Raw genomic sequence first — 23,832 nt, forward strand, 5'->3', positions numbered from 1 at the left:
GTCTGCTCATTGATGACCTATAGATCAGTGATGGAAGTCACATCCGGCTAAATCTTTACACTCTGTTCTGAGGCGGCCTCCAGGGCCCCTGCCGATCTGCCTTCCCAGGGCGCGGAGGCGGGTCTCCAGGCAGCCCTGGCAGGCCGCGGCCGTCTCGCCCACGCAGGCCTTGCCGGGGTAGATCTCGTAGCGGACGCGATAGCCCACGGGCGTCACATTGGGCATCAGCACGTTGGCCCCGCGCCTCAGCGCCAGCTCGCGCCCCTGAGCGCGGTCGAGGGTGGCGAGGGCGGTGGTGCCGGGGATGTTGGCCTCGGGGCAGAGCCGGCGCGTCAGGGCCACGGCCTTGAGGGTGGTGAGCTCGTCGTTGGGGACCTGATCCCGCAGAGCCAGGTAGGACGGGGCATCCGGCCCGCCCATGGGCGTCCGGGGGCTGGGCAGGAAGGGGCCGATCCCGAGCATGTCCATGTCGAATTCGCGGAAGCGGAGCAGGTCGGCGGCGAGGATGTCCCAGGTCTGGCCCGGAATGCCCACCATCACGCCGGTGCCGATCTCGTAGCCCATGTCCCGCATGCGGCGGAGCTGGGCCAGGCGGTCGCTGGGCCGGCCCGGCAGGTCCGGATGGATGAGGTGGTACAGCTCCGGGTCGCCGGTCTCGAAGCGCAGCAGGTAGCGATCCGCGCCCGCGGCCCTCCAGGCGGCCAGGTCCCCGTCGCTCCGCTCCCCCAGGGAAAGCGTGACGGCCAGGGGCGTGTCGGCCTTGATGGCCCGCACCGCCTCTGCGATGAGGGCCCGGTCGAGGCCCGGGTCCTCTCCGGCCTGGATGACCACGCTGCCGTAGCCGAGGCGGTGGGCCTCCCGGGCCGCGTCGAGGATCTCCTCCCCCGTCATGCGGTAGCGGTCCAGGCCCCGGGCGGGGGCCCGCAGCCCGCAGTAGTGGCATGCACGCACGCAGAAGCTGGAGGCTTCGATGAGGCCGCGCAGGTGGACCTCGTCGCCGACCCGGGCCCGGCGCACCGCATCCGCCTCGGCCCAGAGGCGCTCGAGGGCGGCGGGGTCCTCTTCCCGGAGCCAGGCCTTCACGCGGCCCTGGTCGAGGTCAGCCATGCAGGGCCTCCAGGGCTTCCGGGAAGGGGCGCAGCGCGCGGTCGAGGATGCCCTTGGCGCAGGCGATGGCCAGCCCGTAGTTGGTGATGGGAACCCCGGCCTCCTCGCAGCGCTGGATGCGGGACAGCATCTCGCGGCGGTTGCCCATGCAGTTGCCGCAGTGCACCACCAGGGCGTAGCGCGCGAGATCCATGGGAAAGTCCCGCCCCTGGATGTGCTCGAAGCGCAGCGGCGCTCCCACCCGGGCCTCGAGCCAGCGGGGGAGCTTCACGCGGCCGATGTCCTCGTCACCGGGGTGATGGGTGCAACCTTCGGCCACCAGGACGCGGTCGCCGCCGCGGAGGCGGTCGATGGCGGCGGTGCCGCGCACCTGGGCCCGCAGGTCGCCATGGAAGCGGCTCAGCAGGATGCTGAAGGAGGTGAGGGGAACCTCGGCGGGGACCTGCGCAGCGACGCCCTGGAAGGCCTGGGAGTCGGTGATGACCAGGGCCGGGGGGCGCTTCAGCCCCTCCAGCGCCGCCGGCAGCTCGCGCTCCTGCACCACCAGGGCCAGACTGTGGCCGTCCAGCAGGTCGCGGATGGCCATGACCTGGGGCAGGATGAGGCGTCCCTTCGGGGCCTCCGAATCGATGGGCATCACCAGGATCGCCACCTGGCCCGGGGGCACCAGGTCCGCGAGCAGCTGGCGGGAGTCGAGGAATCCGCCGGGCGCAGCCCGGAGCAGGGCCTCCTTCAGCTCTGGCAGGCCCTCGCCGCTCCGGGCGGAGACGGGCACGCAGGGCGTCCCCAGGGCCTCAATGCGGGCCCGTCCCGAGTCCAGGGGAGCCGCCAGATCCGCCTTGTTCAGGACCCCCACGGTGGGGATGTCCCGCTGCTTCAGCTCGGCCAGGAGGGCGTCCTCGAAAGGGCCCCAGGCCCCGGCCTCGGCCACGAGGAGGGCCAGGTCCACCCGCTCGAGGACGGCGCGGGTGCGGGCCATGCGCTGACCTCCGAGGGCACCCTCGTCATCCAGACCGGCCGTATCCACGAAGAGCACCGGGCCCAGCGGCAGCAGCTCCATGGGCTTCTCCACCGGATCCGTGGTGGTGCCCGCCTGCTCGGAGACGAGGGAGACCTGCTGGCGCGTGAGGGCGTTCAGCAGCGAGGACTTCCCCACGTTGCGGCGCCCGAAGAGGCCGATGTGGAGGCGGAGGGTGCGGGGCGTGGGCTGCATGGGATTCCCGGCGCTCAGCAGAAGACGTCGCGTTCGCCGCGCCGCACGCGCGCCACCATGGACTCGGCGCGCGTGCGGGCCCGGTCGTCCATGGCGGCGAGGCTGCCCGCGACCAGGGCTCCGGCCGCGGCGCGGGTGGCGGGGCCGGCATGGTCCTCCACGAACTCCTGGAGGGTGGCGAGGGCGTTGGGCTGGCAATGGAGCTTGATCTCGCCGGGCCTGGCGAGGTCCATGAAGTCGGCGCCGGTGCGGCCCAGGCGGTAGCAGCTGGTGCAGAAGCTGGGGATGAAGCCGGACTCCGCCAGGTCGTGCACCACCTCGTCCAGGTCGCGGTGATCACCCAGGGAGAACTGGGCGCCGCCGTCGCCGCCGTCCTCTTCGTAGCCGCCGGGGTTGGTGCGGCTCCCCGCGCTGATCTGGCTGATGCCCAGGTGGAAGACCTCGCGGCGGATCTCCGGGCGTTCGCGGGTGCTGAGGATCAGCCCCGTGTAGGGCACCGCCAGCCGGAGGATGGCGACGAGCTTGCGGAAGTCGGCGTCGGTCACGGCGAAGGGCGGGGCTTCGCTGGTGGCGGAACCCTCGGCGGGCTCGATGCGCGGCACGCTGATGGTGTGGGGCCCGCACCCGAAGCGGTCTTCCAGGTGGCGGGCGTGGCGCAGGAGGGCCAGCAGCTCGAAGCGCCAGTCATGGAGGCCGAAGAGGGCGCCGATGCCCACATCCTCGATGCCCGCCTGCATGGCCCGGTCCATGCAGCCCAGGCGCCAGTCGTAGTCGGCCTTGAGGCCGCGGGGATGCATCAGCGCGTAGGTGGCCCGGTGGTAGGTTTCCTGGAACAGCTGATAGGTACCGATCCGGGTTTCCCTGAGGCGCCGGAAGCCCTGGAGGTCCAGGGGGGCGATGTTCACATTCACCCGGCGGATGCTCTCGGTGCCTTCGCGCGTGGCGTAGACCGTGCGGATGGCCTTCAGGATGTAGTCCAGGCCCTCCTGGGGGTAGGCTTCGCCCGCCACGAGCAGCAGGCGCTTGTGGCCCTGGCGCAGGAGGTGGCGCACGTCGGCGGCGATCTCCGCCTGGCTCAGCGCGCGGCGGGCCAGGTCGCGGTTGGAGGCCCTGAACGCGCAGTAGAGGCACTCGTTGCCGCAGAGGTTCGACACATAGAGCGGCGCGAACAGGACGATGCGCCGGCCGTAGATCTCCTCCTTCACCTGCTCGGCCGCGTGGAACAGCTCGTCCAGCAGCTCGGGCTGCCGGAGGGCCATGAGGATCGGGAGGTCGGCCTCCTCCAGGCCCCCCAGCTCCCGGGCCCGGGCGAGGATGTCGCGAACGCGGACAGGATCCTGCGCCGGCGCAGCATCCAACAGCCGGCCCATGGACGCTTCATCCAGGGGGAATGCTTCCGAAGGGCCATGCATGGAAAGAACCTCCGCGGGGGAGCGCTGCTGGCCAAACATAACCCTGAGGTTGTCTTTGATCCAGCCCCGCAGGGGCGGACCTTGGTCACAACCGCGCGGGTAGGCGTCTCGAGAGGCGGGGTGGCAGGCTGTACCAGATGATCGTCCCCAGGATCAGCAGTCCGCCCAGGAGGGCCCAGGCCGAAGGCCGCTCGCCGATCCCGAGGAACACCCAGATGGGATTGAGGACGGCCTCGAGGGTGCCGGTCACCACGGCGCCGGTGGCGGAGAGGTGCTTCATGCCGGCGTTGAACAGGAGGTAGGCCACGCCGATCTGGAAGACGCCGAGGTAGAGGAGGATGCCGGTCTGGCTTGGCGTCGGGTGGAAACCCCGCAGGGCCAAGGGCGCGCACAGGAGTGCCACCAGGAAGTTGCCCAGGATGATGGAGCTGATGGGATCCACCTCCGGGCGGCGGTCCCGCTGCAGCTTGAGGGAGAGGGAGAAGAGGGCCAGGCAGAGGCCCGAGGCGACGCCGAGGATATTGCCGGACAGGGTGCCCGCGCCGAGGCGGCCCACGAAGAAGAGCGCCATGGCCCCGAGGCAGACGATCACCGCCGTGAGGTCCCGGGCCGCGACCCGGCGGCCGGCCAGGCGCGGCTCGAGGAACACCAGGTAGATGGGTGCGGAGAACTGCAGGAAGATCGCGTTCGCCGCGGTGGTGAGCTTGGTGGCGGCCACGAAGAACACCAGCACGCCGGCGTACGAGACGGCGCAGGCCAGGGCCAGCGCATCCGGCCGGGGGAAGGGGCGCCCGCCCCGCAGCCGCACCACCAGGGCGATGGTGAGGGCCGCCACCAGGCTGCGGGCGAAGGCGATCTGCAGTGCGCACAGGGGCAGCACCTTGATGAACAGGCCACTGGAGCTCCAGAGCAGGGCCGCGAGCGCCACCAGGGCCGCGCCCCGCATGCTGTCGCCATGTCCGGTCATGGAGCCATTGGATCACGGCCGGATCTTCGTGTCCTTCGTGGGGACCCCCAGGCTTTCCAAAATGAAAAGCTGGATCAGCCCACGGCCCCCAGGATGCGCCGCCAGCCTGCGAAGCGGATGCCGCCTTCGATGCGGAGGAGGGCCCAGCACTCGGCGCCCGGGCCGGCGGTGGGTCCGTGCTGCTGCCCGGCGCCGCAGGCCAGCCAGTCGCCGGGGCCCAGGTGGGCAGGGCCGTCCTGCAGGGTGCCGGAGAGGACCAGGGACAGTTCGGAGCCGCCATGGCCGTGCAGGGGCATGCTCATCCCGCCGGGCATGCGGGCCAGGTTCAGGGTGGCGCCAGTGGCGGGATCCCGCAGGAGCTGGGCCACGTGGGCGCCGCCCAGGCCGCGACGGGTCCAGCGCCAGTGGTCCTCCGGCGGCAGGTGGGGCCGGAGCAGGCCGAGGGCATCCCCGCCGGAAGGGCCCGTGGCGGGAATGGCCTCGCCCGCGGGGTGCTGGCTTCGGCAGCTGTCGCAGTGGCCCAGGTGCACCCTCAGCAGCAGGGCCTTGAAGGGATCGCCGCCGGGTTCCAGCGCCGACCAGGCCTCGTCCTCTGGATGATGTACGGGGCCCCGGGGAATCCGGCCCTGACGCAGGGCGGCGAGGGCGCCGCCCAGGGCGCGCTCCGCGGCCGGGGCGGGCGGCTCGGGCCAGAGCTTCCTCAGCAGGTCCGGGGTGCGCTCGAAGCTGTCCAGGAAGGCCCGGCAAGGCGGGCAGAGACTCAGGTGCAACTTGAGGCCGAGCCAGCCGAGGGGCCCCAGGGCGCCCTCTTCGTACTCGGTGAGCAGGCCGACGACTTCGGCGCAGGTGGGCATGAGCAGCGTCATCGGTCCTCCACTGGCCGCGGCGCGAATTCGGGCAGCAGGGCCCGCAGGGCCAGCCGGGCCCGGTGCACGCGCTGGCGCACCAGCTCGCGGGTGATGCCCAGGTGGCGGCTGATCTCGTCCGTGTCCCAGCCCTCGAGGTCGCGCAGGACGAAGACGGCCCGCTGGTCGTCGGACAGCCGGTCCAGGCCCTGCCGGACCCTGGCCTTCAGCTCTTCCTGTTCGACCTTCATCAAAGCCTCCGCGTCCTCGCTCCATTCGAGGAGCAGGTCCACCTCCTTGTGATGCCCGTCGTCACCGAAACGTGGCATCAGATCCTCGATGGCGTCCTCCCGGCGCCGGACCCGCTTCCGCCGGGCCATGAGGGCCTGGTTCACGCAGATGCGGTAGGCCCAGGTGCTGAACTTGCTGGCGCCCTGGAAGCCCGGCAGCTCCCGGAGGATGGTGAGGAGGGCGTCCTGGAGGGCATCCTGGCTCTCGGCCTCATTGCCGAGGATGCGGTCGATGACCCGGAAAAGCATGCCCAGGTGCGGGCGGACCAGGGCCTCGAAGGCCTCGGGGTCGCCCCCGGCCGCCGCCTGGACCAGGGCCGCCTCGGAGGGGCTGGCGGGCGCGGGGCTCATGAGGCCTCCGGGACCGCCCGGCGGGGCAGGCGGATGGTGAAGGCGGATCCGAAGCCGGGGCCCCGGCTGGACACGCGCACTTCACCCCCGTGGCGGGTCACGATCTCCTTCACGAGGAAGAGGCCCAGCCCGGTGCCGGCCACCTGCCGGGTCATCTCGTCGCCCACCCGGAAGAAGCGGTGGAAGACCCGGGGCAGGTCCTTGGCGCTGATGCCGTGGCCCTGGTCGCTCACCACCAGGAGCACATCCTCCCCGTCCCCATCGAGGGTCACCGTGGTCTGCCGGGGCTCCGAGGCGTACTTGTAGGCGTTGGACAGGAGGTTCTCCACGACGGTGCTCAGGGCCTTGGGGTCCGCGTCCACCCACAGGGGGTCGGACGAGCACTCCAGCTTCAGCCCCAGGGCTCCCGGGCCCAGGCGATGGTCCATGCCCTCGCAGACCCCGGCCAGCCATGGGCCCAGCTCCAGCGGGGCGAGGTGGAGGACCAGGCTGCCGGACTCGGCCCTGGCCACGTCCAGCAGGTTGCCCACCAGCTCGTTCAGGCGCTCGAGGTCCTTCTCCATGAGCCCGCGGATCCGCTGGCGCTGATCCGGGACGAGCTCCCGGGTGAAGAGGGTCTCCGTCCACACCCGCAGGGAGGCGATGGGGGTCTTCAGCTCGTGGGTGACGGCGGAGGTGAAGTTCCGCTGGCGCAGCTTGAGATCCAGCTCCTCCGAGAGCTTCCGGTAGAGGAGGACGAAGCCGAACAGCACGGCGAATACCATGAAGGCGCCTTCCGTGCTGGCGCGGAAGACGGCGTGCCAGCGCTCGTCCTCCAGCTCCTTCAGGGGCGCGGGACGCAGCGTGAGGAAGGCGGCCCCGTCCAGCATGAGGGGATCATCCGGCGCCATGGGCCGGGGCACCAGCTCCACCTGGGGATAGGCCGCCTGGATCATCTGCCGGCGCTCCGCGAGGCTGGGCATGGCCGGGACCCGCCCTTCCACGGCTCCGTCGCGCGAGGAGGGATCGGGCTGGGTATGCAGGATGGTGAGCAGTTTCATGCTGTCCATCTGCCAGGCCTGGGCCCGCCCGGCCCTCAGGGCCTGGGTGCGCGCCTCCAGAAGCCGCCCTGAATCGCGGATCTGCAGCCGGATCCACCAGCCGACCTGGAGGCACAGGACCACGGACACGGACAGGAAGATGATCCGTTGCAGCGGGAGGGGCTGGGCGCGAGGGGCCATGCCTCCATCTTGGCAGTGTCCCCGCATGAGGCCATCCTGGAGTCCGATGGCCACCCCCGACTCCCCTTCCGGCCCCAAGCCGATCCCGCCGCCCCCGAAAGCCGACTCCGGTCCGAAGCTGACGGCCGCGGGTGCGAAGGCGGCCTCCGGCCCCAAGCAGGTGCCGCCGCCGGCCCCGCGGCCCCAGGGCGCGGAGCTGCTGGCGGAGTTGATGCAGGCCCAGCGGCAGTTCACCCAGGCCATGCAGGAGGTCCGGGATCTGCGCGGCAAGCTGAGCCGCCGGTCCCACCAGATGCAGGTCCTCCAGCACGTGTCCGAGATCCTGGCGGCCACCTCCAAGGGCGGCCAGGTGGTCAGCGTGGTCCTCGAGGTGCTGGCCCAGGAGTTCCGCTGCCCCCGCGCCGTGGTCTGGACGCTGGAGGACGGCGGCTCGGGCTACGTGCCCAAGGAGGGCACCGGGCTCACCCGCGCCGAATGGTCCGCCATGCGCCTGCCCGCCCCGAACCCCTTCCCGGAGACCCCCCTGGTGCTGTTCCAGAGCCAGTGGCTGGACTCGCCCACCGGCGGTGCGGCCCTCGCGGCGCTGCGGGGGACCGGAGGCGGGAGCCTCTACTTCGTCCCCTTCGAGCACCAGCTGCTCCTCATGGGCTTCGTGATCCTGGCCATGCCCGCGGACCGGCAGGTGGAGGAGGAGGAGCTGGATTCCATCTCCATCCTCCAGCGGCAGACCGCCATCTCGCTCTACAACGCCTGGCTGTTCCAGGACCTGTCCGAGCAGCGGGACGCCCTCCAGCGCCAGACCCTCGAGCTGGAGCGCGTGAATGACGCCCTGCGCGAGGCGGACCAGCTCAAGAGCGAGTTCCTGGCCCTCACCAGCCACGAGCTCCGCACGCCGCTCACGGGCATCCTCGGCTTCACGCGCCTGGTCATGGACGGCCTCTACGACGATGCCGAGGAGATGCGGTCCATGCTCCAGGACAGCTACACCTCGGGGCAGCACCTGCTGGGACTGCTCAACGACATCCTGGACCTGGCGAAGATCGAATCCGGCCGCCTGGAAGTCCATTGCGAGCCCACCGGCCTCAGCCAGCTGCTGGAAGAGGTGAAGCCCATCGCCGAGGCCTATCCGCGCCGCCCCGGCGTGGAGCTGGTCTGGTCCGATGCCGCCGGCATCCCGGAGGTGATGGTGGACTCCAGCCGCCTCAAGCAGGTGCTCCTCAACCTGCTGTCGAACGCCCTGAAGTTCACCAAGGAGGGGAGCGTCAGCGTGGTGGTGGAGCGGCACCCCGGCATCATCGCCCTGATGGTGGTGGATACCGGCATCGGCGTGAGTCTCGAGGGCCAGGCCCGCCTCTTCCAGAAGTTCGCCCAGGCCGAAGGCGGCCATGCCCGGGAATATGGCGGCACCGGCCTCGGCCTCGTCATCTGCAAGCACCTCATGAGCATGATGGGCGGCACCATCAGCCTCCACAGCGAGGGCCTCGGACACGGGAGCACGCTGAAGATCACGATGCCGATCGCGTAGGGCCCGGCAGCGCCGGTGGTCTGTGGTCGATCGCGGAGCTTCGCTCCGCGATGTGTGAAAATGATCGCTCGTGCACGGAGCTCCCATGTCCTATGTCCGCCGGACCCACTTCCTGCCCTTCACCCGCCCCATGGTGGGCGAGGAGGAGATCGCAGAGATGATCGACACGATCCACAGCGGGTGGATCACCACGGGGCCGAAGTCGGCGGCCTTCGAGGAGAAGCTCAAGGCCTACAACGGCGTGCCCCACTGCCTGGCCATGAACAGCGCCACCACCGCCCAGGAGATCACCATGCAGGTGCTGAACCTGCAGCCCGGCGACGAGGTCATCACCACCTCGCTGACCTGGGTGAGCACGCTCAGCACCGTGGTGCTGCAAGGCGGCGTTCCGGTGCTGGTGGACATCGACCCGGTGACGCTGAACCTCGATCCCGCCAAGCTCGAGGCCGCCATCACGCCGCGCACGAAGGGCATCATCCCGGTGCACCTCACGGGCCTGCCGTGCCCCATGGAGGCGATCTGGGCGGTGGCCGAGAAGCATGGCCTCTGGGTCATCGAGGACGCGGCCCAGGCCATGGGCGCCCACTACAAGGGCACGAAGATCGGCGGCGACCCGCGCTCGATCATGAGCGTCTACAGCTTCCACCCGAACAAGAACATGACCACGGGCGAGGGCGGCGCCATCGCCTTCTTCAACGACGACTACGAAAGCCGCATCAAGCGCCTGCGCTTCCACGGCATCGACCGGGATGCCTGGAAGCGCTTCGCCAAGGAGGGCAGCCCCCACACGGAGGTCTACGAGCCCGCCCGCAAGGCCAACTTCATGGACCTCCAGGCGGCCATGGGCCTGCACCAGATCGACAAGCTGGACGGCTTCAACGCGCGGCGCGGCGTGCTGTTCCACCGCTACCTCGATCTGATGAAGGACATGGACGAAGTGCTGCTGCCCTGGCCCGGCGATGCCGACCACGGCCACTGCTTCCACCTCTTCGTGCTGCGCATCCACCCTGAGAAGGTGGGCCTCGATCGCGACGCCTTCGTGGCCGCCCTCAAGGAGGAGAACATCGGCACGGGCATCCACTACCGCCCGGCCCACATCCACCCCTGGTACGGGGACTTCTATGCGGCGAACCCGCAGCACCTCCCCAAGGACGGCCTGCCCCACACCGAGTGGAGCGGCGAGCGACTCCTGAGCCTGCCCCTGTGGCCAGGCCTCAGCGAAGCCGACCAGGATCAGACCGTGGGCGCCATCAAGCACGTGATCGCCCAGGCCAAGGCCCGGAGCCGCGCCACCCGCTGAGTCCCGGTCCTGGGAGCGGATCGGCTCACATCATCCGTTCGTGGGGCAGGGCGGGCAGCGGCGCGTACACCGTCGCGTGGGGATCATACATGTAGAGGTTGCCCACGCGGCCGGTGTAGGCGCAGGCGAACTGCTGGATCTGGTCGGCAAAGCGGGTCTGCTCGTCCCGGTCCCGGAACATGGGCCCCCAGGTGGGATTGAAGGCGGCCTCCACGGACTTCGTGAGGGTGTCCAGCTCCAGGTTCTGCAGCTCCGCCCGCCGCTGGAGGGCCTCGGCGCTGCTGGCCAAGTGGGCGGCCTCGTGGTCCAGGGCGATGGCGGCCTCGGTGCTGAGGCGGGCCCCCAGCACATGGCGCCGCACCCGGTTGCGCTTCCACTGGTCCATGAGCACCGAGGCCCGGCGGAGGGTGCGGCGGCGGATGGTCTCGAGGCGCAGCAGGTCGCGCATGTCCTGGTTCCGCGCCTCCAGCAGCTTGATCTCGTGCTCCAGCTCGGGCACCAGCAGCAGGGTCCGCCAGGAGGCGTTCTTCTTGGACCGGAGCACATCGCCGTAGATGTGGTCGCCCACGTAGAGCACCTGCTCGCCCTCCGCCCCGAGCTGGGCCTCCAGCCAGGCGGCGTGGCCACCGGTGAAGCAGCGGGGCCAGCCCTCCAGGGGCACCGGCTCCGGCGTGTCGAGGAAGAACCCGGGCTTGCGGCTGCTGACCACCACCAGGTCGAAGTAGTCGGTCCAGCGGGGCCGGGCCGGATCCTGCCCATCCAGCAGGTGGCCCAGGACGCCGGCCGTGAAGCTCCACTCGCTGTTGGTGAGGAGGAAGAGCTTCTTCCCCTCGCGTTTGAGCCGGTCCAGGGCCAGGGCCAGCTGGGGGTCGTGGGGAATGAAGAAGTCCCGGTGCTCCAGGATCTCCATCTTCATCTCGCCGTTGCGGTGGGTGGTGTCCACGGCCCAGCGCACGTCCCGGAAGAGCTGGAGGTAGTTCTCGGCCTTCAGCCGGCCCTGGTCGAACCCATCCACCATGCGGGCGTAGAGGTGGCTCTCGGGAATCTCGAAGAGGGTGTCGATGCTGCGGAACCCCTTGGCGGTCGTGGACAGGCGCCGGCGGCTGTAGACCGCGTCCAGGGCGGGGCGGGGCATCGCGCGGGTGCCATGGCAGGCGCGGACCACCTGGCGCTCGCGGTTGAGCTTGAGCAGGTTGCCCCGCAGGCCATCCAGCACCAGGCCCCGCACCGCGAAGGCCGGGTCGTACTCGATCTCCAGGAGCCAGGGCGAGTAGCCGCGGTCGCGTACCAGGAACCGGGCCGCCTTCTTGAAGGCCAGCTCGTCGATCTCCGGTGCCCGGTAGCGCGCCAGGGTGTGGTCCATGTCGAAGCCGATGGCCTGGATCTCGCCCAGGGGCAGCGTGCGCAGGGCGAAGAGCTTGCGCTCCGGCGGCAGCCGGTCCTCTCCGTTCAGCAGCAGCGGCGGCGCGGCGAGCAGGGCGAGGTCCCAGGCGGTCATGGAGCGAGTCTACTCCCGGCGGTCACTCTGGTTCGGTACCGATGCCATGCGTAATGCTCTGGTGCCCGAACACCTCCCAGGCCAGCTGCCGGAACCTCTCGGAGTGGCCCCAGTCCTTCTCCCGGTCCATCCAGAGCTTGTAGTGGATCAGCTCGTGCTCCAGGATGCGCCGCTGGATGTCGTCAGGGGTGTGGCAGTTCATCCCGCACACCTGCTGGGGCCAGGGCCAGTCCCGGCGGCGCAGCAGGGTGATGCTGAGGCGGATCTCCGGGTGCCACTTGCCCCGCGAATCCTTCTCGATCACGAAGAGCCCCGCGCACCGGGCCATGCGCGGCGACCAGAGCACCGGGGGCGGCGCGAGGTCCCACCCCGCCTCGCGGAGGATGGCCTGGGCCTTGGCACGCAGGGTGAGGGTCATGGTCCGGGTCTGGGGCAGTTCCACCAGGGCTCTGGTTCGCCCTATTTCCGGGCCTTTTCCTGGGCCTTGTTGTGCTTGTAGGACCCTAGGAGGAGGTTGGGGCCCTGCTCGGCGACGCCGACGTCCAGGGTCTGGTTGTCGTAATAGAACTGGTGGTTCAGGTAGGAGAGCTGGGGCGTGCCGAGGTCCGAGAGGCTGCGGAGCACCGCGAAGGCGAAGTGGATCAGCGCATCGTTGGACTGGTACTGCAGGAGGACGGTCCGGTCCAGCAGCAGGTTCTCTTCGTGTCGGTTCAAGGGGCGGGAATAGTAGATGACCTTGCCGTCGAAGGAGATGTGCGACTCATCGGTGGCGATCGTGTAGGTCTTCCCCTTGTCCGTCACCTCGAACTGATAGGCGGTCCCCTTCTTGAAGGCCGTCATCAGGCTCTGGAAGCGGGGGTGGTTGAGGTAGGCGGAGCCGTAGATGATCTTTTTCGCGGCCGGCCTCATCTCCCCAGCCGTCGGGCCGTACATCATGTGGTTGTAGCGCAGGGCCTCGCGACGCTCCTCGGGGGTCTGCCGCTTCTCCTTTTCCTTCTTGGGCGCTTTTCCGGGCGTAGCGTTCATGGGGTTCCTTGTCACTCACGGTGTCGGGCTTGATTGTCTCACAGTGCCAGGGGCGGCGCGGACCGCCGGGTCGAAGTCCCCGGGGATCGCCGCACCGCAGTCGGGGCAGCGGCCGTCCGGCCTGAGGCGGTTGGCGTCGATTCGGAACCAGTCGCGCACGATGAGCACGGCCCGGCAGGCGGGGCAGTAGGTGGTGCCCCCGGCGGGATCGTGCACATTGCCGGTGTAGACGTAGTGGAGCCCGGCGGCGAGGGCGATCTCCCGCGCCCGGGTGAGGGTGGCCGCGGGTGTCCGGGGAAGGTCCAGCATCCGGTAGTCCGGGTGGAAGGCGCTGAAGTGCAGGGGGACATCCGGGCCCAGTTCCCCGGCGATCCATTCGGACAGTGCGGTGAGCTCGCCCGTGCTGTCGTTCTGGCCGGGAATGAGGAGGGTGGTGATCTCGAGCCAGGTGCCGGTCTCGTGCCTGAGGTAGCGGAGAGTGTCCAGGACGGGCTGGAGGTGGGCCACGGAGAGCCTGGCGTAGAAGGCCTCCGTGAAGGCCTTGAGGTCCACGTTGGCGGCGTCCATCTTCGCGAAGAAGGCGCGCCGGGGCTCGTCATGGATGTAGCCGGCGGTCACGGCCACGGTCCGGAGGCCCCGCGCGTGGCAGGCATCCGCCACATCCATGGCGTATTCCGCGAAGATCACCGGGTCGTTGTAGGTGAAGGCCACGCTCCGGCAGCCCGCGGCCTCGGCGGCATGGGCGATGGCCTCGGGGGAAGCCCGCTCCAGCAGCCGGTCCATGTCCCTGGACTTGCTGATGTCCCAGTTCTGGCAGAACCTGCACATGAGGTTGCAGCCCGCAGTGCCGAAGGACAGCACCTTCGAGCCCGGCAGGACGTGGTTCAGGGGCTTCTTCTCGATGGGATCGATGCCGAAGCCGGAGGAGCGGCCGTACGTGGTCAGGACCATGCCGCCGGCCAGGTTCTGCCTCACGAAGCAGGCGCCCCGCTGACCCTCGCCCAGCTTGCAGTCCCGGGGGCAGAGGTCGCACTGGAGGCGCCCGTCCCCGAGGCGGTGCCACCAGCGGGCGGGATGGGGGGAACCGTCCACGGCCTCACCCGGAGCTTCCCACCCCGACCTCTTCCTGGAAGCGGGTCACGGTGAAGCGGGAGAGCCGCATCCCGTCGTTCCAGGCATCCGGGGGCAGCCCGGCCTTCTGGTTCAGGTGGGCCAGGAAGTCCGCGGGGTCGGGCAGCTGCTCCCAGACCTGCGGCAAGAACGCGCCCCGGTGGCCTTGCCATGTCAGCACCAGGCCATCCTCGTGGGGCCGGAGCAGCCCCAGCAGCTGGGCCCGGCTTTCAAACGGGATCGGCTCCAGGGGCGACAGGAGGGAGACCTCGAAGCCGGTGTCGGCGTACTCGCTGCGGGCCAGGGGCGGGAAGCGGGTGTCGTGGAAGGCCGCCTCCCGGGCGTTGGCGGCCACGTCCTCGCCCAGGGGCCGGTGCGGGGAGAGGGTTCCCACGCACCCCCGGAGCTGGCCGTGGCGGTGGAGGGTGACGAAGGTCGCTCCGGGCTCTTCGAGCCAGCGGGCCTCGGCACACGGCGGCGCCACCAGGCCCAGCCGCTCCGCGACGGCTCCCCGGGCGATCGCCAGGAGGGTGGGGCCCCGGTCAGTGAGTGTGGGTGGCTGGGTCATGGGCGGCCTCCGGGATGAATGCGAACGCGGCGTAGCCCACCACGCGGCCGCGGTCCCCGGCCGTGTCCCCGGAGTTCCGCAGGTCCAGCAGGTGGGGCTCCAGCCGATGGCGCCGGGCGGCCAGCAGCAGCCCGTTCACCGCCGTGGCGCCGCAGGCCTGGTCGTGGGAGGCCAGGAGGGCCAGGTCCGAGATGTCGGTGCAGGTGCGGCGATCCAGGTCCCGCGCGTGGTCGTAGGGCAGGTAGTGGGACAGGTCCGAGCTCACGACGATCAGGGTCTCCAGCCCGCCCCAGAGCAGCTCCAGCACCTCGGCCACCGCCTCGGCGGTGGCCCGGCCCACGGCCAGGGGGACGAGCTGGAAGGCGCCGAGCACCTGCTGGAGGAAGGGCAGCTGCACCTCGATCGAATGCTCGCGCGCATGGGCCGCCGGGCTGGTGGTCACCATGGACAGGGGGCGGAGGAGGTCCACGGCGGCGCCGTCCACGGGGACCCGGCCCAGGGGCGTGTCGAAGGCCGCAGCCCCGGGCAGGGCCAGGCCGGAAACAGCCACATGGTGGGCGGGGCCGAGGACCACCACCCGCTGGATGATGCCTCGCAGGCGATCCAGGGGCGCGTAGGCGCTGGCGGCGATGGGCCCGGAATAGGGGTAGCCGGCATGGGGGACGATCAGGGCCTTGGGGGGGCGGAGCCGGGGATCGCCCCGGGCCGCGTCGGCGAACATCGCCTGGATGCTGCGGCTCAGCTCACGGCTCTCCCGCGGGTAGAACAGCCCGGCCACCGCGGCCGCACGGACAGCCATCGTCGTGTCCATGCCGCCCAAAATAACCCCCTGGCCGCGCGGGGCCAGGGGGAGGGGCAGATCTGCGGATACCGGATTCCAGCGCGCCGCCGGTGGGGATCAGACGGGGCGGGGGGTCAGGGCTTGGTGAAGGTCGTGACCACGCCGGCGGGGGTCTCGGTCCGCGGCAAGTGGGCGCTCGTCCGGGAAGGTTCCACGGGGAGCTCAGAACTCGAAGGTGGGCCCGCTGAGGGTCTGGGCGTCCAGGATCTGGCCCTGGGCGTCCAGGGTGACGAGGCCCTGGGCCTGCCGGGGCGTCATCTGGCCGATCTGCTGGAGGGCCTGGCCCCGCAGCTCAGGGCTGCCGCCTTCGGCACTCTCGAAGAACACGGCGCCCACGCGGTAGGTCTGCTTGGCATCCTGCATCAGGTGCAGCTCGCGGAGCTGGCGCTCGTCCACGGGGCTGGGGGCGTCGGTCATGAGGCAGCGGGCCTGGGCGGTCTTGGGGAAGGCGATGACCTCGCGGATGTTGTCCACGCCCGCCAGGAGCATGACCAGCCGGTCCAGGCCCAGGGCCAGGCCGCCGTGGGGCGGGGCGCCGTAGCTGAGGGCATCCAGCAGGAAGCCGAACTTGGCGCGGGCCTCCTCCTCGCCGATGCCGATGGTCCGGAACATGCGACTCTGCGTCTCGGCGTCATGGATGCGGATGCTGCCGCCGCCCACCTCGAAGCCGTTGAGCACCAGGTCGTAGGCCACGGCGCGGCACCGGCCGGGGTCGGTGTCCAGCAGGTCCAGATCCTCCGGGTGCGGGCTGGTGAAGGGGTGGTGACAGGCCACGAAGCGGCTCGCCTCCTCGCTCCACTCCAGCAGGGGGAAGTCCACGACCCACAAGAACGCGTACGCGTTCTTGTCCATGAAAAGCGAGGAGAGAGCCGGGTCCTTCTCCTGGGCCGCCAGCTGGGAGGCGAGGCGGACGCGCAGCTCGCCCAGCACGCGGGAGGTCTGCGCGTCGGTACCCACCGCGAACACGGCCAGCCCTTCCCCCGTGGCGCGGAAGTGGTCCTTCAGGGCCGCTTCCGCGCCCTCGTCGAGGAACTTCTTGAAGCTGCTGGAAAGCCCGTCCTTGCCCCACTTGGCGTAGGGCAGGCCGCCGGCACCCAGCTGCTTGGCGGCCTCGCCCAGCTCGTCCAGCTGCTTGCGGCTCAGCGACCCCGCGGCCTCGCCGGGGAAGAACAGGGCCCGGACGCGGCGCTGGCCCTGGCTCTCGGCGGCGGCGCGGAAGAGGTTGAAGCCGCTGGCCGCGAAGAGGCTGGTGGCGTCCTGGATCTTGATGGCGCAGCGCAGGTCGGGCTTGTCGGAGCCGTACCACTCCATGGCGTCCCGGTAGGGCAGGCGGGGGAAGGGCGCGCTCACGTCCTTGCCGACCATCCTGGCCAGCTTGACCATGAGCGGCTCGATGACGCCCTGGACGTCCTCCTGGCGCACGAAGCTCATCTCGATATCGATCTGGGTGAACTCGGGCTGGCGGTCGGCGCGCAGATCCTCGTCGCGGAAGCAGCGGCAGATCTGCACGTAGCGCTCGAAGCCGCTGACCTGGAGCAGCTGCTTGAAGAGCTGGGGGCTCTGGGGCAGCGCGAAGAACTCGCCGGCGTGGACGCGGCTGGGCACCAGGTAGTCGCGGGCGCCCTCCGGCGTGGACTTGGTGAGGATGGGCGTCTCGACCTCGATGAACTCCAGCTCCCGGAAGTGGTTCCGGGTGAGGTTCGCCACCTCGCTGCGGAGGATCATGTTGCGCTGGAGCTGCTCGCGGCGCAGGTCCAGGAACCGGTAGGTGAGGCGCAGGTCCTCGCCCACGCCCTCGTCCTCCAGGGGGAACGGCAGGGGGGCGGCGGTGTTGAGGATCTTCAGGCCCGTGAGACGGATCTCGATGTCACCGGTGGCCATGTTGGGATTCTTGCTCTCCCGCTCGGCCACCACGCCCTCGACGGCCAGCACGAACTCGCTGCGCACGGCCTTGAGCCGGGCCAGCAGCTCGGGGTCGGCGGTCTCCTCGTTGGCCACCAGCTGCACCAGGCCCCAGCGGTCGCGCAGGTCCAGGAAGACCAGGGAGCCCAGGTTGCGCACCCGGCGGCACCAGCCGAGCAGGCGGACGGCCTGGCCCGCGTGGTCGAGGCGCAGGTCGCCGTTGCGGTGGGTGCGTTGGAAGTCGCCGAGCCGATCGAGTTTCATAGCCCTACAGGATCGCATCCCGGGGGCCTTGGGCTCAAGCCAGGAGGCCCGAAACCATTGTTCAAAAGGATTTACCACCAAGGCACCAAGGCACCAAGAAAAGCCACAAAGGCGAGGCTTCGTTCTGTCTTGGTGCCTTGGTGCCTTGGTGCCTTGGTGTCTTGGTGGTGATCAGTTCGTTCTTTTTTGGGCTCAGAGTCTTCCACCCAGTTCAGTCCTGCATCAAGGTCTCGACCAGCCCGGCCCTCCCCTTCCGATACCGCTCCCACCGCAAGCGGGCCCGGTCCATGTAGAGGTAGATGACGGGGGTGGTGTAGAGGGTGAGGAGCTGGCTGAAGAGGAGGCCGCCCACGATGGCGATGCCCAGGGGCTGCCGCAGCTCGGAGCCGGTGCCCATGCCGATGGCCAGGGGCAGGCCGCCCAGCATGGCGGCCATGGTGGTCATGGTGATGGGCCGGAACCGCAGGAGGCAGGCCTGGAAGATGGATTCCTCGGGGGTCTTGCCCTCCCGGCGCTCCACCTCGATGGCGAAGTCGATCATGAGGATGGCGTTCTTCTTCACGATGCCGATGAGCAGGATGATGCCGATGAAGGCGATGACGCTCAGCTCCGTGCGGAAGGCCAGCAGGGCCAGCAGGGCCCCCACGCCCGCGGAGGGCAGGGTGGAGAGGATGGTCAGCGGGTGGATGAGGCTTTCATACAGCACGCCCAGCACGATGTAGACCACCAGCAGGGCCGCGGCCAGCAGGAGCGGCTGGTTCGACAGCGAGGCCTTGAAGGCCTGGGCCGTGCCCATGAAGCTGCCGCGGATGGTGCCGGGCAGGCGGATCTCCTGCTGGGCCTTGTCGATGGCGGCCACCGCATCGCCCAGGGCCACGCCCGGGGGCAGGTTGAAGGACAGGGTCACGGAGGGCTGCTGGCCCTGGTGGTTCACGGACAGGGCCGTGTTCCGACGCTCCAGGCGCGTGAAGGCGCTGAGGGGCACCAGGTCGCCGGTGGTGGAGCGCACGTAGGTGTGGCGGAGGCCGTCGGGCGTCTGCATGAAGGGCGTGTCCACCTCCATCACCACGTGGTACTGGTTCAGGGTGGTGTAGATGGTGGACACGAAGCGCTGGCCGAAGGCGTCGTAGAGGGTGCTGTCGATGGCCTGGGGGGTGATGCCCAGCCGGGAGGCGGTGGCGCGGTCGATGACCAGGGAGGCCTCCAGGCCCTTGTTCTGCAGGTCCGTATTGGCATCCGCCAGCTGGGGCACTGTGCGGAGCTTCTGGAGTACCCGGGGCGCCCAGTCGAAGAGCTCACGGGCATCGTCGCCCTGGAGCGTGTACTGGTACTGGGAGCTGGAGGGCCGGCCGCCGATGCGGATGTCCTGGACGGGCTGCATGTAGAGGGTGCCGCCCGGAAGATGGGCCGTCTTCCCCCGCAGGCGGGCGATGACCTGGTCGGCGGTCTCCTTCCGCTGATCGTTGGGCTTCAGGGAGGCGAACATGCGGCCCGTGTTGCCCCCGCCGATGAAGGCCGTGACGTTCTCCACGGCGGGATCGGCCTGCACGATGGCCACGTACCCCGTCATCAGCTTCTCCATGCCCGCGAAGGAGATGTCCTGGGCGGCCTGGATGGAGCCGGTGAGGCGCCCGGTGTCCTGCTGGGGGAAGAAGCCCTTGGGGATGACCACGTAGAGACCCACCGTCGCCAGCATGGTCCCCAGGGCCACACCCAGCGTGAAGCGCTGGTGCCGCAGCACCCAGGCCAGCGACGTCTCGTAGTGCCGCATGATCCACTGGAAGGCCCGCTCCGTGGCCTGGAAGACCCTGCCATGGCGCTCCTCGCTGTGGGGGCGGAGCAGGCGGGAGCACATCATGGGCGTGGTGGTGAGGGACACCACCATGGACACCACGATGGCCACGGAGAGCGTCACGGCGAACTCGCGGAAGAGCCGGCCCACGATGCCGCCCATGAGCAGGATGGGGATGAACACGGCGATGAGCGAGATGCTGATGGAGACCACGGTGAAGCCGATCTCCTTGGCGCCATGGAGGGCCGCCTCCATGGGCTGCATGCCGCCCTCGAGGTGGCGCGTGATGTTCTCCACCACCACGATGGCGTCGTCCACCACGAAGCCCGTGGCCACGGTGAGCGCCATCAGGGACAGGTTGTCGATGGTGTAGCCCAGCATGTACATGGCACCGAAGGTGCCGATGAGCGAGATGGGCACCGCCACGCTGGGGATGAGCGTGGAGCGCACGCTGCGGAGGAAGACGAACACCACCAGGATCACCAGGCCGATGGAGATGCTCATGGCCACCTGGACATCCTTCACCGAGGCCCGGATGGTGCGGGTGGCATCGATGAGCACTTTCAGCTCGATGGTGGGCGGCAGCGAGGCCTGGAGCTGGGGGAGGATGGCGCGGACCCGGTCCACGGTCTCGATGATGTTGGCGTCCGGCTGGCGGAAGATGGGCACGATGATGGCCGGGACGCCGTTGGACAGCCCGCGGTTGCGGACGTTCTCCACGGAATCCGTGACCGTGGCCACGTCCGACAGGCGCACGGCATTGCCGTTCCGGTACCGCACAATCAGCGGCTGGTAGTCCGCGGCCTTCATGAGCTGGTCGGTGGTGGACAGGGACCAGGTGGTGCCGCCGTTGGCGATGTCCCCCTTCGGCCGGTTGATGTTGGCTCCGGCGATGGCCAGGCGGACGTCCTCCAGGGCCATGCCCTGGGCGTTGAGGACCGCCGGATTCACGTCCACGCGCACGGCGGGCAGGGCGCCGCCCCACACGAAGACCTGGCCCACGCCCTGGATCTGCGACAGCTTCTGCTGCAGGACCGAGGAAGCGACGTCGTACATGCGCTCCCGGGGGATCAGGTTGGAGGTCAGCGCCAGCATGAGGATGGGCGAGTCCGCGGGGTTCACCTTCCGGTACGAGGGGTTGTTCGGCAGGTTGGAGGGCAGGTCGCCTCGGGCGGCGTTGATGGCCGCCTGCACGTCGCGGCCCGCGGCATCGATGTTCCGGCTGAGGTCGAACTGGAGGGTGATGTTGGTCCCCCCCAGGGAGCTGGCCGAGGTCATCTCCGTGATGCCGGCGATGCGCCCGAACTGGCGCTCCAATGGCGTGGCCACGGAGGAGGCCATGGTCTCGGGGCTGGCGCCGGGCAGCCCGGCGGAGACCTGGATGGTGGGGAACTCCACCTGGGGCAGGGGCGAGACCGGCAGGAAGGTGTAGGCGATGGCCCCCAGCAGGGCCAGGGCCACCGTCAGCAGCGTGGTGGCCACCGGCCGGCGGATGAACGGCGCTGAGATGCTCATTCCGAGGGGGCCCTGCGCAGGCCGCGTACGCGGCGTGCGAGGCGATCAAAGGCCAGGTAGATGACGGGCGTCGTGTAGAGCGTCAGCACCTGGCTGAAGATGAGGCCGCCCACGATGGCGATGCCCAGGGGGCGGCGCAGCTCGGCGCCCACACCGGTGCCCAGGGCCAGGGGCACGCCGCCCAGCAGGGCCGCCATGGTGGTCATGATGATGGGCCGGAACCGCAGCAGGGACGCCTGGTAGATGGCCTCTTCCGGGGGCTTGCCGTCCTTGCGTTCGGCCTCCAGCGCGAAGTCGATCATCATGATGGCGTTCTTCTCCACGATGCCGATGAGCAGGATGATGCCGATGAGCGCGATGACGCTGAAATCCGTGCGGCAGAGCATGAGCGAGAGCAGGGCGCCCACGCCGGCCGAGGGCAGGGTGGACAGGATCGTGATGGGGTGGATGTAGCTTTCGTACAGCACGCCCAGCAGGATGTAGACCGTCAGCACCGCGGCGAGGATGAGGAACGGCGTGTTCGTCAGCGAGGCGCCGAAGGCCTGGGCCGTGCCCTGGAAGCCCGCCTTGATGCTGGGTGGGAGGTCCAGCTCGTTCCGGGCCTTCTGGATGGCCTTCACGGCATCGCCCAGGGAGGCGCCGGGGGCCAGGTTGAAGGACACGGTGGCTGTGGGGAACTGGCCCTGGTGGTTCACGGCCAGGGGCGCCGAGACGGTCTCGATGCGGGTGAAGGCGCTGAGGGGCACCGACCCGCCGGAGGCGGAGCGCACGTAGATGGCCTGGAGGTCCTCGGGCCGCTGGTACTGGCCGGGGCGGGCCTCCAGCACCACGCGGTACTGGTTCAGCTGCGTGAACATGGTGGAGACCTGCCGCTGGCCGAAGGCGTCATAGAGCGCGTCGTCCAGCATCTGGGGCGTGATGCCCAGGCGCGAGGCCGTGGCGCGGTCGAGGATGATGCGGATCTGGAGGCCGGCGTTCTGCTGGTCGCTGGCCACGTCCCGCAGCTCGGGCAGGGCGGAGAGCCGCTCCACGAACCGGGGCACCCACAGCCCCAGCTCCTTCGGATCCGCATCCTCCAGCGTGTACTGGTACTGGGTGCGGCTGACCCGGTCCTCCACGGTGAGGTCCTGCACGGGCTGGAGGTAGAGGCGGATGCCCTCGACCTTCGCGAGCTGGGGCTGGAGGCGGTGGATGACCTCGATGGCGCTGAGGCCCCGCTGCTCGAGGGGCTTGAGGTTGATCTGGATGCGGCCGCTGTTGAGCGTGGTGTTGGTGCCGTCGATGCCGATGAACGAGGACAGGCTCTCCACGGCCGGATCCTTGAGGATCTCCGCGGCGAGGGCCTGCTGCCGCTCGGCCATGGCGGGGAAGGAGACGGTCTGCGGGGCCTCGGAGATGCCGAGGAGCACGCCCGTGTCCTGCACGGGGAAGAAGCCCTTGGGGATGACGAGGTAGAGCAGCACCGTGGAGGCCAGGGTGGCCACGGCGACCACCAGAGTGCCGGTCTGGTGCTTGAGGACCCAGGTGAGCGTGCGGCCGTAGAAGGCGATGATCCGCTGGAACACGCGCTCCGAGGACTGGTAGAAGCGGCCCTGCTCGGCTTCCGGCGTGTGCTTCAGCAGCTTGGCGCACATCATCGGCGTGAGCGTGAGCGACACCACGGCGGACACCAGGATGGTGACGCTGAGGGTGACGGCGAACTCCCGGAAGAGGCGCCCGACGATGTCGCCCATGAAGAGCAGGGGGATGAGCACCGCGATGAGCGAGACGGTCAGGGACAGGATGGTGAAGCCGATCTGGCCCGAGCCCTTCAGCGCCGCCTGGAGGGGCGGCTCGCCCTCCTCGATGTAGCGCATGATGTTCTCGATCATCACGATGGCGTCGTCCACCACGAAGCCGGTGGAGATGGTGAGGGCCATGAGCGTGAGGTTGTTCAGGCTGTAGCCCAGCAGGTACATCACCCCGAAGGTGCCCACCAGCGAGAGGGGCACCGCCACGCTGGGGATGATGGTGGCCGCCAGGGTGCGGAGGAACAGGAAGATCACCATGACCACCAGGGCGATGGTGAGCATCAGCTCGAACTCCACGTCCTCCACCGAGGCCCGGATGGTGACGGTGCGGTCCGTGAGGATGGTGAGCTCCACGGCGGCGGGCAGGGAGGCCCGCAGCTGGGGCATCAGGTCCTTCACCCGGTCCACCACGGCGATGATGTTGGCGCCGGGCTGGCGCTGGATGTTGAGGATGACGGCGGGGGTGGTGTTCTTCCAGGCGGCCAGGCGCACGTTCTCCACATCGTCCTGCACGAGCGCCACGTCGGACAAGGTCACGGGGGCGCCGTTCCGGTAGGCGATGATGAGGGGCCGGTAGTCCTCGCTGGAGAGCAGCTGGTCGTTGGCGCCGATGGCGTAGGCCTGGCGAAGGCCGTCGAAGCTGCCCTTGGCCTGGTTCACGTTGCTGGCGGCCACGGCGGTGCGGACGTCGCCCAGGGTGAGGCCCTTGGCGGCGAGATCCGTGGGGTTGGCCTGGATGCGGACTGCGGGCTTCTGGCCGCCGCTGATGCTGACGAGGCCCACACCGGGCAGCTGCGAGATCTTCTGTGCCAGGCGGGTGTCCGCGAAGTCCTCCACCTTCGAGAGGGGCAGGGTCTTCGAGGTGAGGGCCAGGGTGAGGATGGGCGCGTCGGCCGGGTTGATCTTGCTGTAGATGGGGGGATTGGGGAGGTCGCGGGGAAGGTAGGTGCCCGCGGCGTTCACGGCGGCCTGCACCTGCTGCTCGGCCACGTCGATGTTCAGGTCCAGCACGAACTGCAGGGTGATGATGGAGCTGCCCCCGGAGCTGGAGGAGGACATGCGGTTCAGGCCCGGCAGCTGGCCGAACTGGCGCTCCAGGGGGGCGGTGATGGCCGAGGCCATCACGTCCGGGCTGGCGCCGGGATAGAAGGTGACGACCTGGATGGTGGGGTAGTCCACCTGGGGCAGGGCGGAGACGGGCAGCTGGCGGAAGGCCAGCAGGCCCACCAGGAGCAGCCCGGCCATCAGCAGCGAGGTCGCGATCGGCCGGAGGATGAAGGGCCGGGATGGGTTCAT

Annotated in this window: 18 protein-coding genes; 2 read left to right on the plus strand and 16 right to left on the minus strand. The window is 69.7% G+C overall.

Annotation, left to right across the window (positions count from 1 at the left end; genetic code table 11):
- Positions 1-24: 24 nt before the first annotated feature.
- From hydE to QSJ30_RS02120, 7 genes are all read right to left on the minus strand, one after another.
- On the minus strand, positions 25-1,107 hold the full coding sequence (gene hydE, locus QSJ30_RS02090) for a [FeFe] hydrogenase H-cluster radical SAM maturase HydE (RefSeq protein WP_285606129.1): 1,083 nt from the start codon (positions 1,105-1,107) through the stop codon (positions 25-27).
- Positions 1,100-2,320, minus strand: coding sequence for a [FeFe] hydrogenase H-cluster maturation GTPase HydF (gene hydF, locus QSJ30_RS02095; protein ID WP_285606130.1), 1,221 nt, complete (start codon positions 2,318-2,320; stop codon positions 1,100-1,102). Before hydF ends, hydE begins: the two co-directional genes overlap by 8 nt.
- A gap of 14 nt (positions 2,321-2,334) precedes the next feature.
- Complete coding sequence (hydG, locus tag QSJ30_RS02100; RefSeq protein ID WP_285606131.1) at positions 2,335-3,690, minus strand: [FeFe] hydrogenase H-cluster radical SAM maturase HydG; 1,356 nt, start codon at positions 3,688-3,690, stop codon at positions 2,335-2,337.
- A gap of 127 nt (positions 3,691-3,817) precedes the next feature.
- Positions 3,818-4,699 (minus strand): DMT family transporter, encoded by an 882-nt coding sequence (locus tag QSJ30_RS02105; protein ID WP_285606132.1) that lies wholly within the window; start codon positions 4,697-4,699, stop codon positions 3,818-3,820.
- A gap of 74 nt (positions 4,700-4,773) precedes the next feature.
- On the minus strand, positions 4,774-5,565 hold the full coding sequence (locus QSJ30_RS02110) for a cupin domain-containing protein (RefSeq protein ID WP_285606133.1): 792 nt from the start codon (positions 5,563-5,565) through the stop codon (positions 4,774-4,776).
- On the minus strand, positions 5,562-6,185 hold the full coding sequence (locus QSJ30_RS02115; RefSeq protein WP_285606134.1) for an RNA polymerase sigma factor: 624 nt from the start codon (positions 6,183-6,185) through the stop codon (positions 5,562-5,564). Before QSJ30_RS02115 ends, QSJ30_RS02110 begins: the two co-directional genes overlap by 4 nt.
- Complete coding sequence (locus QSJ30_RS02120) at positions 6,182-7,405, minus strand: sensor histidine kinase (RefSeq protein ID WP_285606135.1); 1,224 nt, start codon at positions 7,403-7,405, stop codon at positions 6,182-6,184. The genes QSJ30_RS02115 and QSJ30_RS02120 overlap by 4 nt, the downstream gene beginning before the upstream one ends.
- Before the next feature lie 46 nt (positions 7,406-7,451).
- Here QSJ30_RS02120 and QSJ30_RS02125 point away from each other — a divergent pair, with 46 nt between their 5' ends.
- Together QSJ30_RS02125 and QSJ30_RS02130 are read left to right on the plus strand one after the other, a co-directional pair.
- On the plus strand, positions 7,452-8,930 hold the full coding sequence (locus QSJ30_RS02125) for a sensor histidine kinase (RefSeq protein WP_285606136.1): 1,479 nt from the start codon (positions 7,452-7,454) through the stop codon (positions 8,928-8,930).
- An 85-nt stretch (positions 8,931-9,015) separates the two neighbouring features.
- Positions 9,016-10,230, plus strand: coding sequence for a DegT/DnrJ/EryC1/StrS family aminotransferase (locus QSJ30_RS02130; RefSeq protein WP_285606137.1), 1,215 nt, complete (start codon positions 9,016-9,018; stop codon positions 10,228-10,230).
- A gap of 25 nt (positions 10,231-10,255) precedes the next feature.
- Here QSJ30_RS02130 and QSJ30_RS02135 read toward each other — a convergent pair whose 3' ends face one another.
- From QSJ30_RS02135 to QSJ30_RS02175, 9 genes are all read right to left on the minus strand, one after another.
- Positions 10,256-11,728, minus strand: a complete 1,473-nt coding sequence (locus QSJ30_RS02135; protein ID WP_285606138.1) for an HAD-IG family 5'-nucleotidase — start codon at positions 11,726-11,728, stop codon at positions 10,256-10,258.
- A gap of 22 nt (positions 11,729-11,750) precedes the next feature.
- A complete protein-coding gene (locus QSJ30_RS02140; protein WP_285606139.1) occupies positions 11,751-12,170 on the minus strand; it encodes a SprT family zinc-dependent metalloprotease in 420 nt (139 codons plus the stop codon).
- Positions 12,171-12,187: 17 nt separating this feature from the next.
- Positions 12,188-12,754 (minus strand): hypothetical protein, encoded by a 567-nt coding sequence (locus QSJ30_RS02145; RefSeq protein WP_285606140.1) that lies wholly within the window; start codon positions 12,752-12,754, stop codon positions 12,188-12,190.
- 15 nt (positions 12,755-12,769) lie between these two features.
- The gene (gene amrS, locus QSJ30_RS02150) at positions 12,770-13,846 is read right to left on the minus strand and encodes an AmmeMemoRadiSam system radical SAM enzyme (RefSeq protein WP_285606141.1); all 1,077 of its coding nucleotides are present in this window, start codon (positions 13,844-13,846) and stop codon (positions 12,770-12,772) included.
- Positions 13,847-13,850: 4 nt separating this feature from the next.
- Entirely contained in the window at positions 13,851-14,432 is a 582-nt protein-coding gene (gene amrA / locus QSJ30_RS02155; protein WP_285606142.1) for an AmmeMemoRadiSam system protein A, read from the minus strand.
- Positions 14,407-15,231 (minus strand): AmmeMemoRadiSam system protein B, encoded by an 825-nt coding sequence (amrB, locus tag QSJ30_RS02160; RefSeq protein ID WP_285606143.1) that lies wholly within the window; start codon positions 15,229-15,231, stop codon positions 14,407-14,409. Before amrB ends, amrA begins: the two co-directional genes overlap by 26 nt.
- A gap of 204 nt (positions 15,232-15,435) precedes the next feature.
- Entirely contained in the window at positions 15,436-17,439 is a 2,004-nt protein-coding gene (aspS, locus tag QSJ30_RS02165; RefSeq protein WP_285606144.1) for an aspartate--tRNA ligase, read from the minus strand.
- 211 nt (positions 17,440-17,650) lie between these two features.
- Positions 17,651-20,746 carry a multidrug efflux RND transporter permease subunit gene (locus QSJ30_RS02170; protein WP_285606145.1) on the minus strand — a complete coding sequence of 1,032 codons (3,096 nt, stop codon included), beginning with the start codon at positions 20,744-20,746 and terminating at the stop codon, positions 17,651-17,653.
- Positions 20,743-23,832, minus strand: coding sequence for an MdtB/MuxB family multidrug efflux RND transporter permease subunit (locus QSJ30_RS02175; protein ID WP_285606146.1), 3,090 nt, complete (start codon positions 23,830-23,832; stop codon positions 20,743-20,745). The genes QSJ30_RS02170 and QSJ30_RS02175 overlap by 4 nt, the downstream gene beginning before the upstream one ends.

Origin of the sequence: Geothrix edaphica (assembly GCF_030268045.1) — a bacterium.
GTDB classification, from domain to species: Bacteria; Acidobacteriota; Holophagae; order Holophagales; family Holophagaceae; genus Geothrix; species Geothrix edaphica.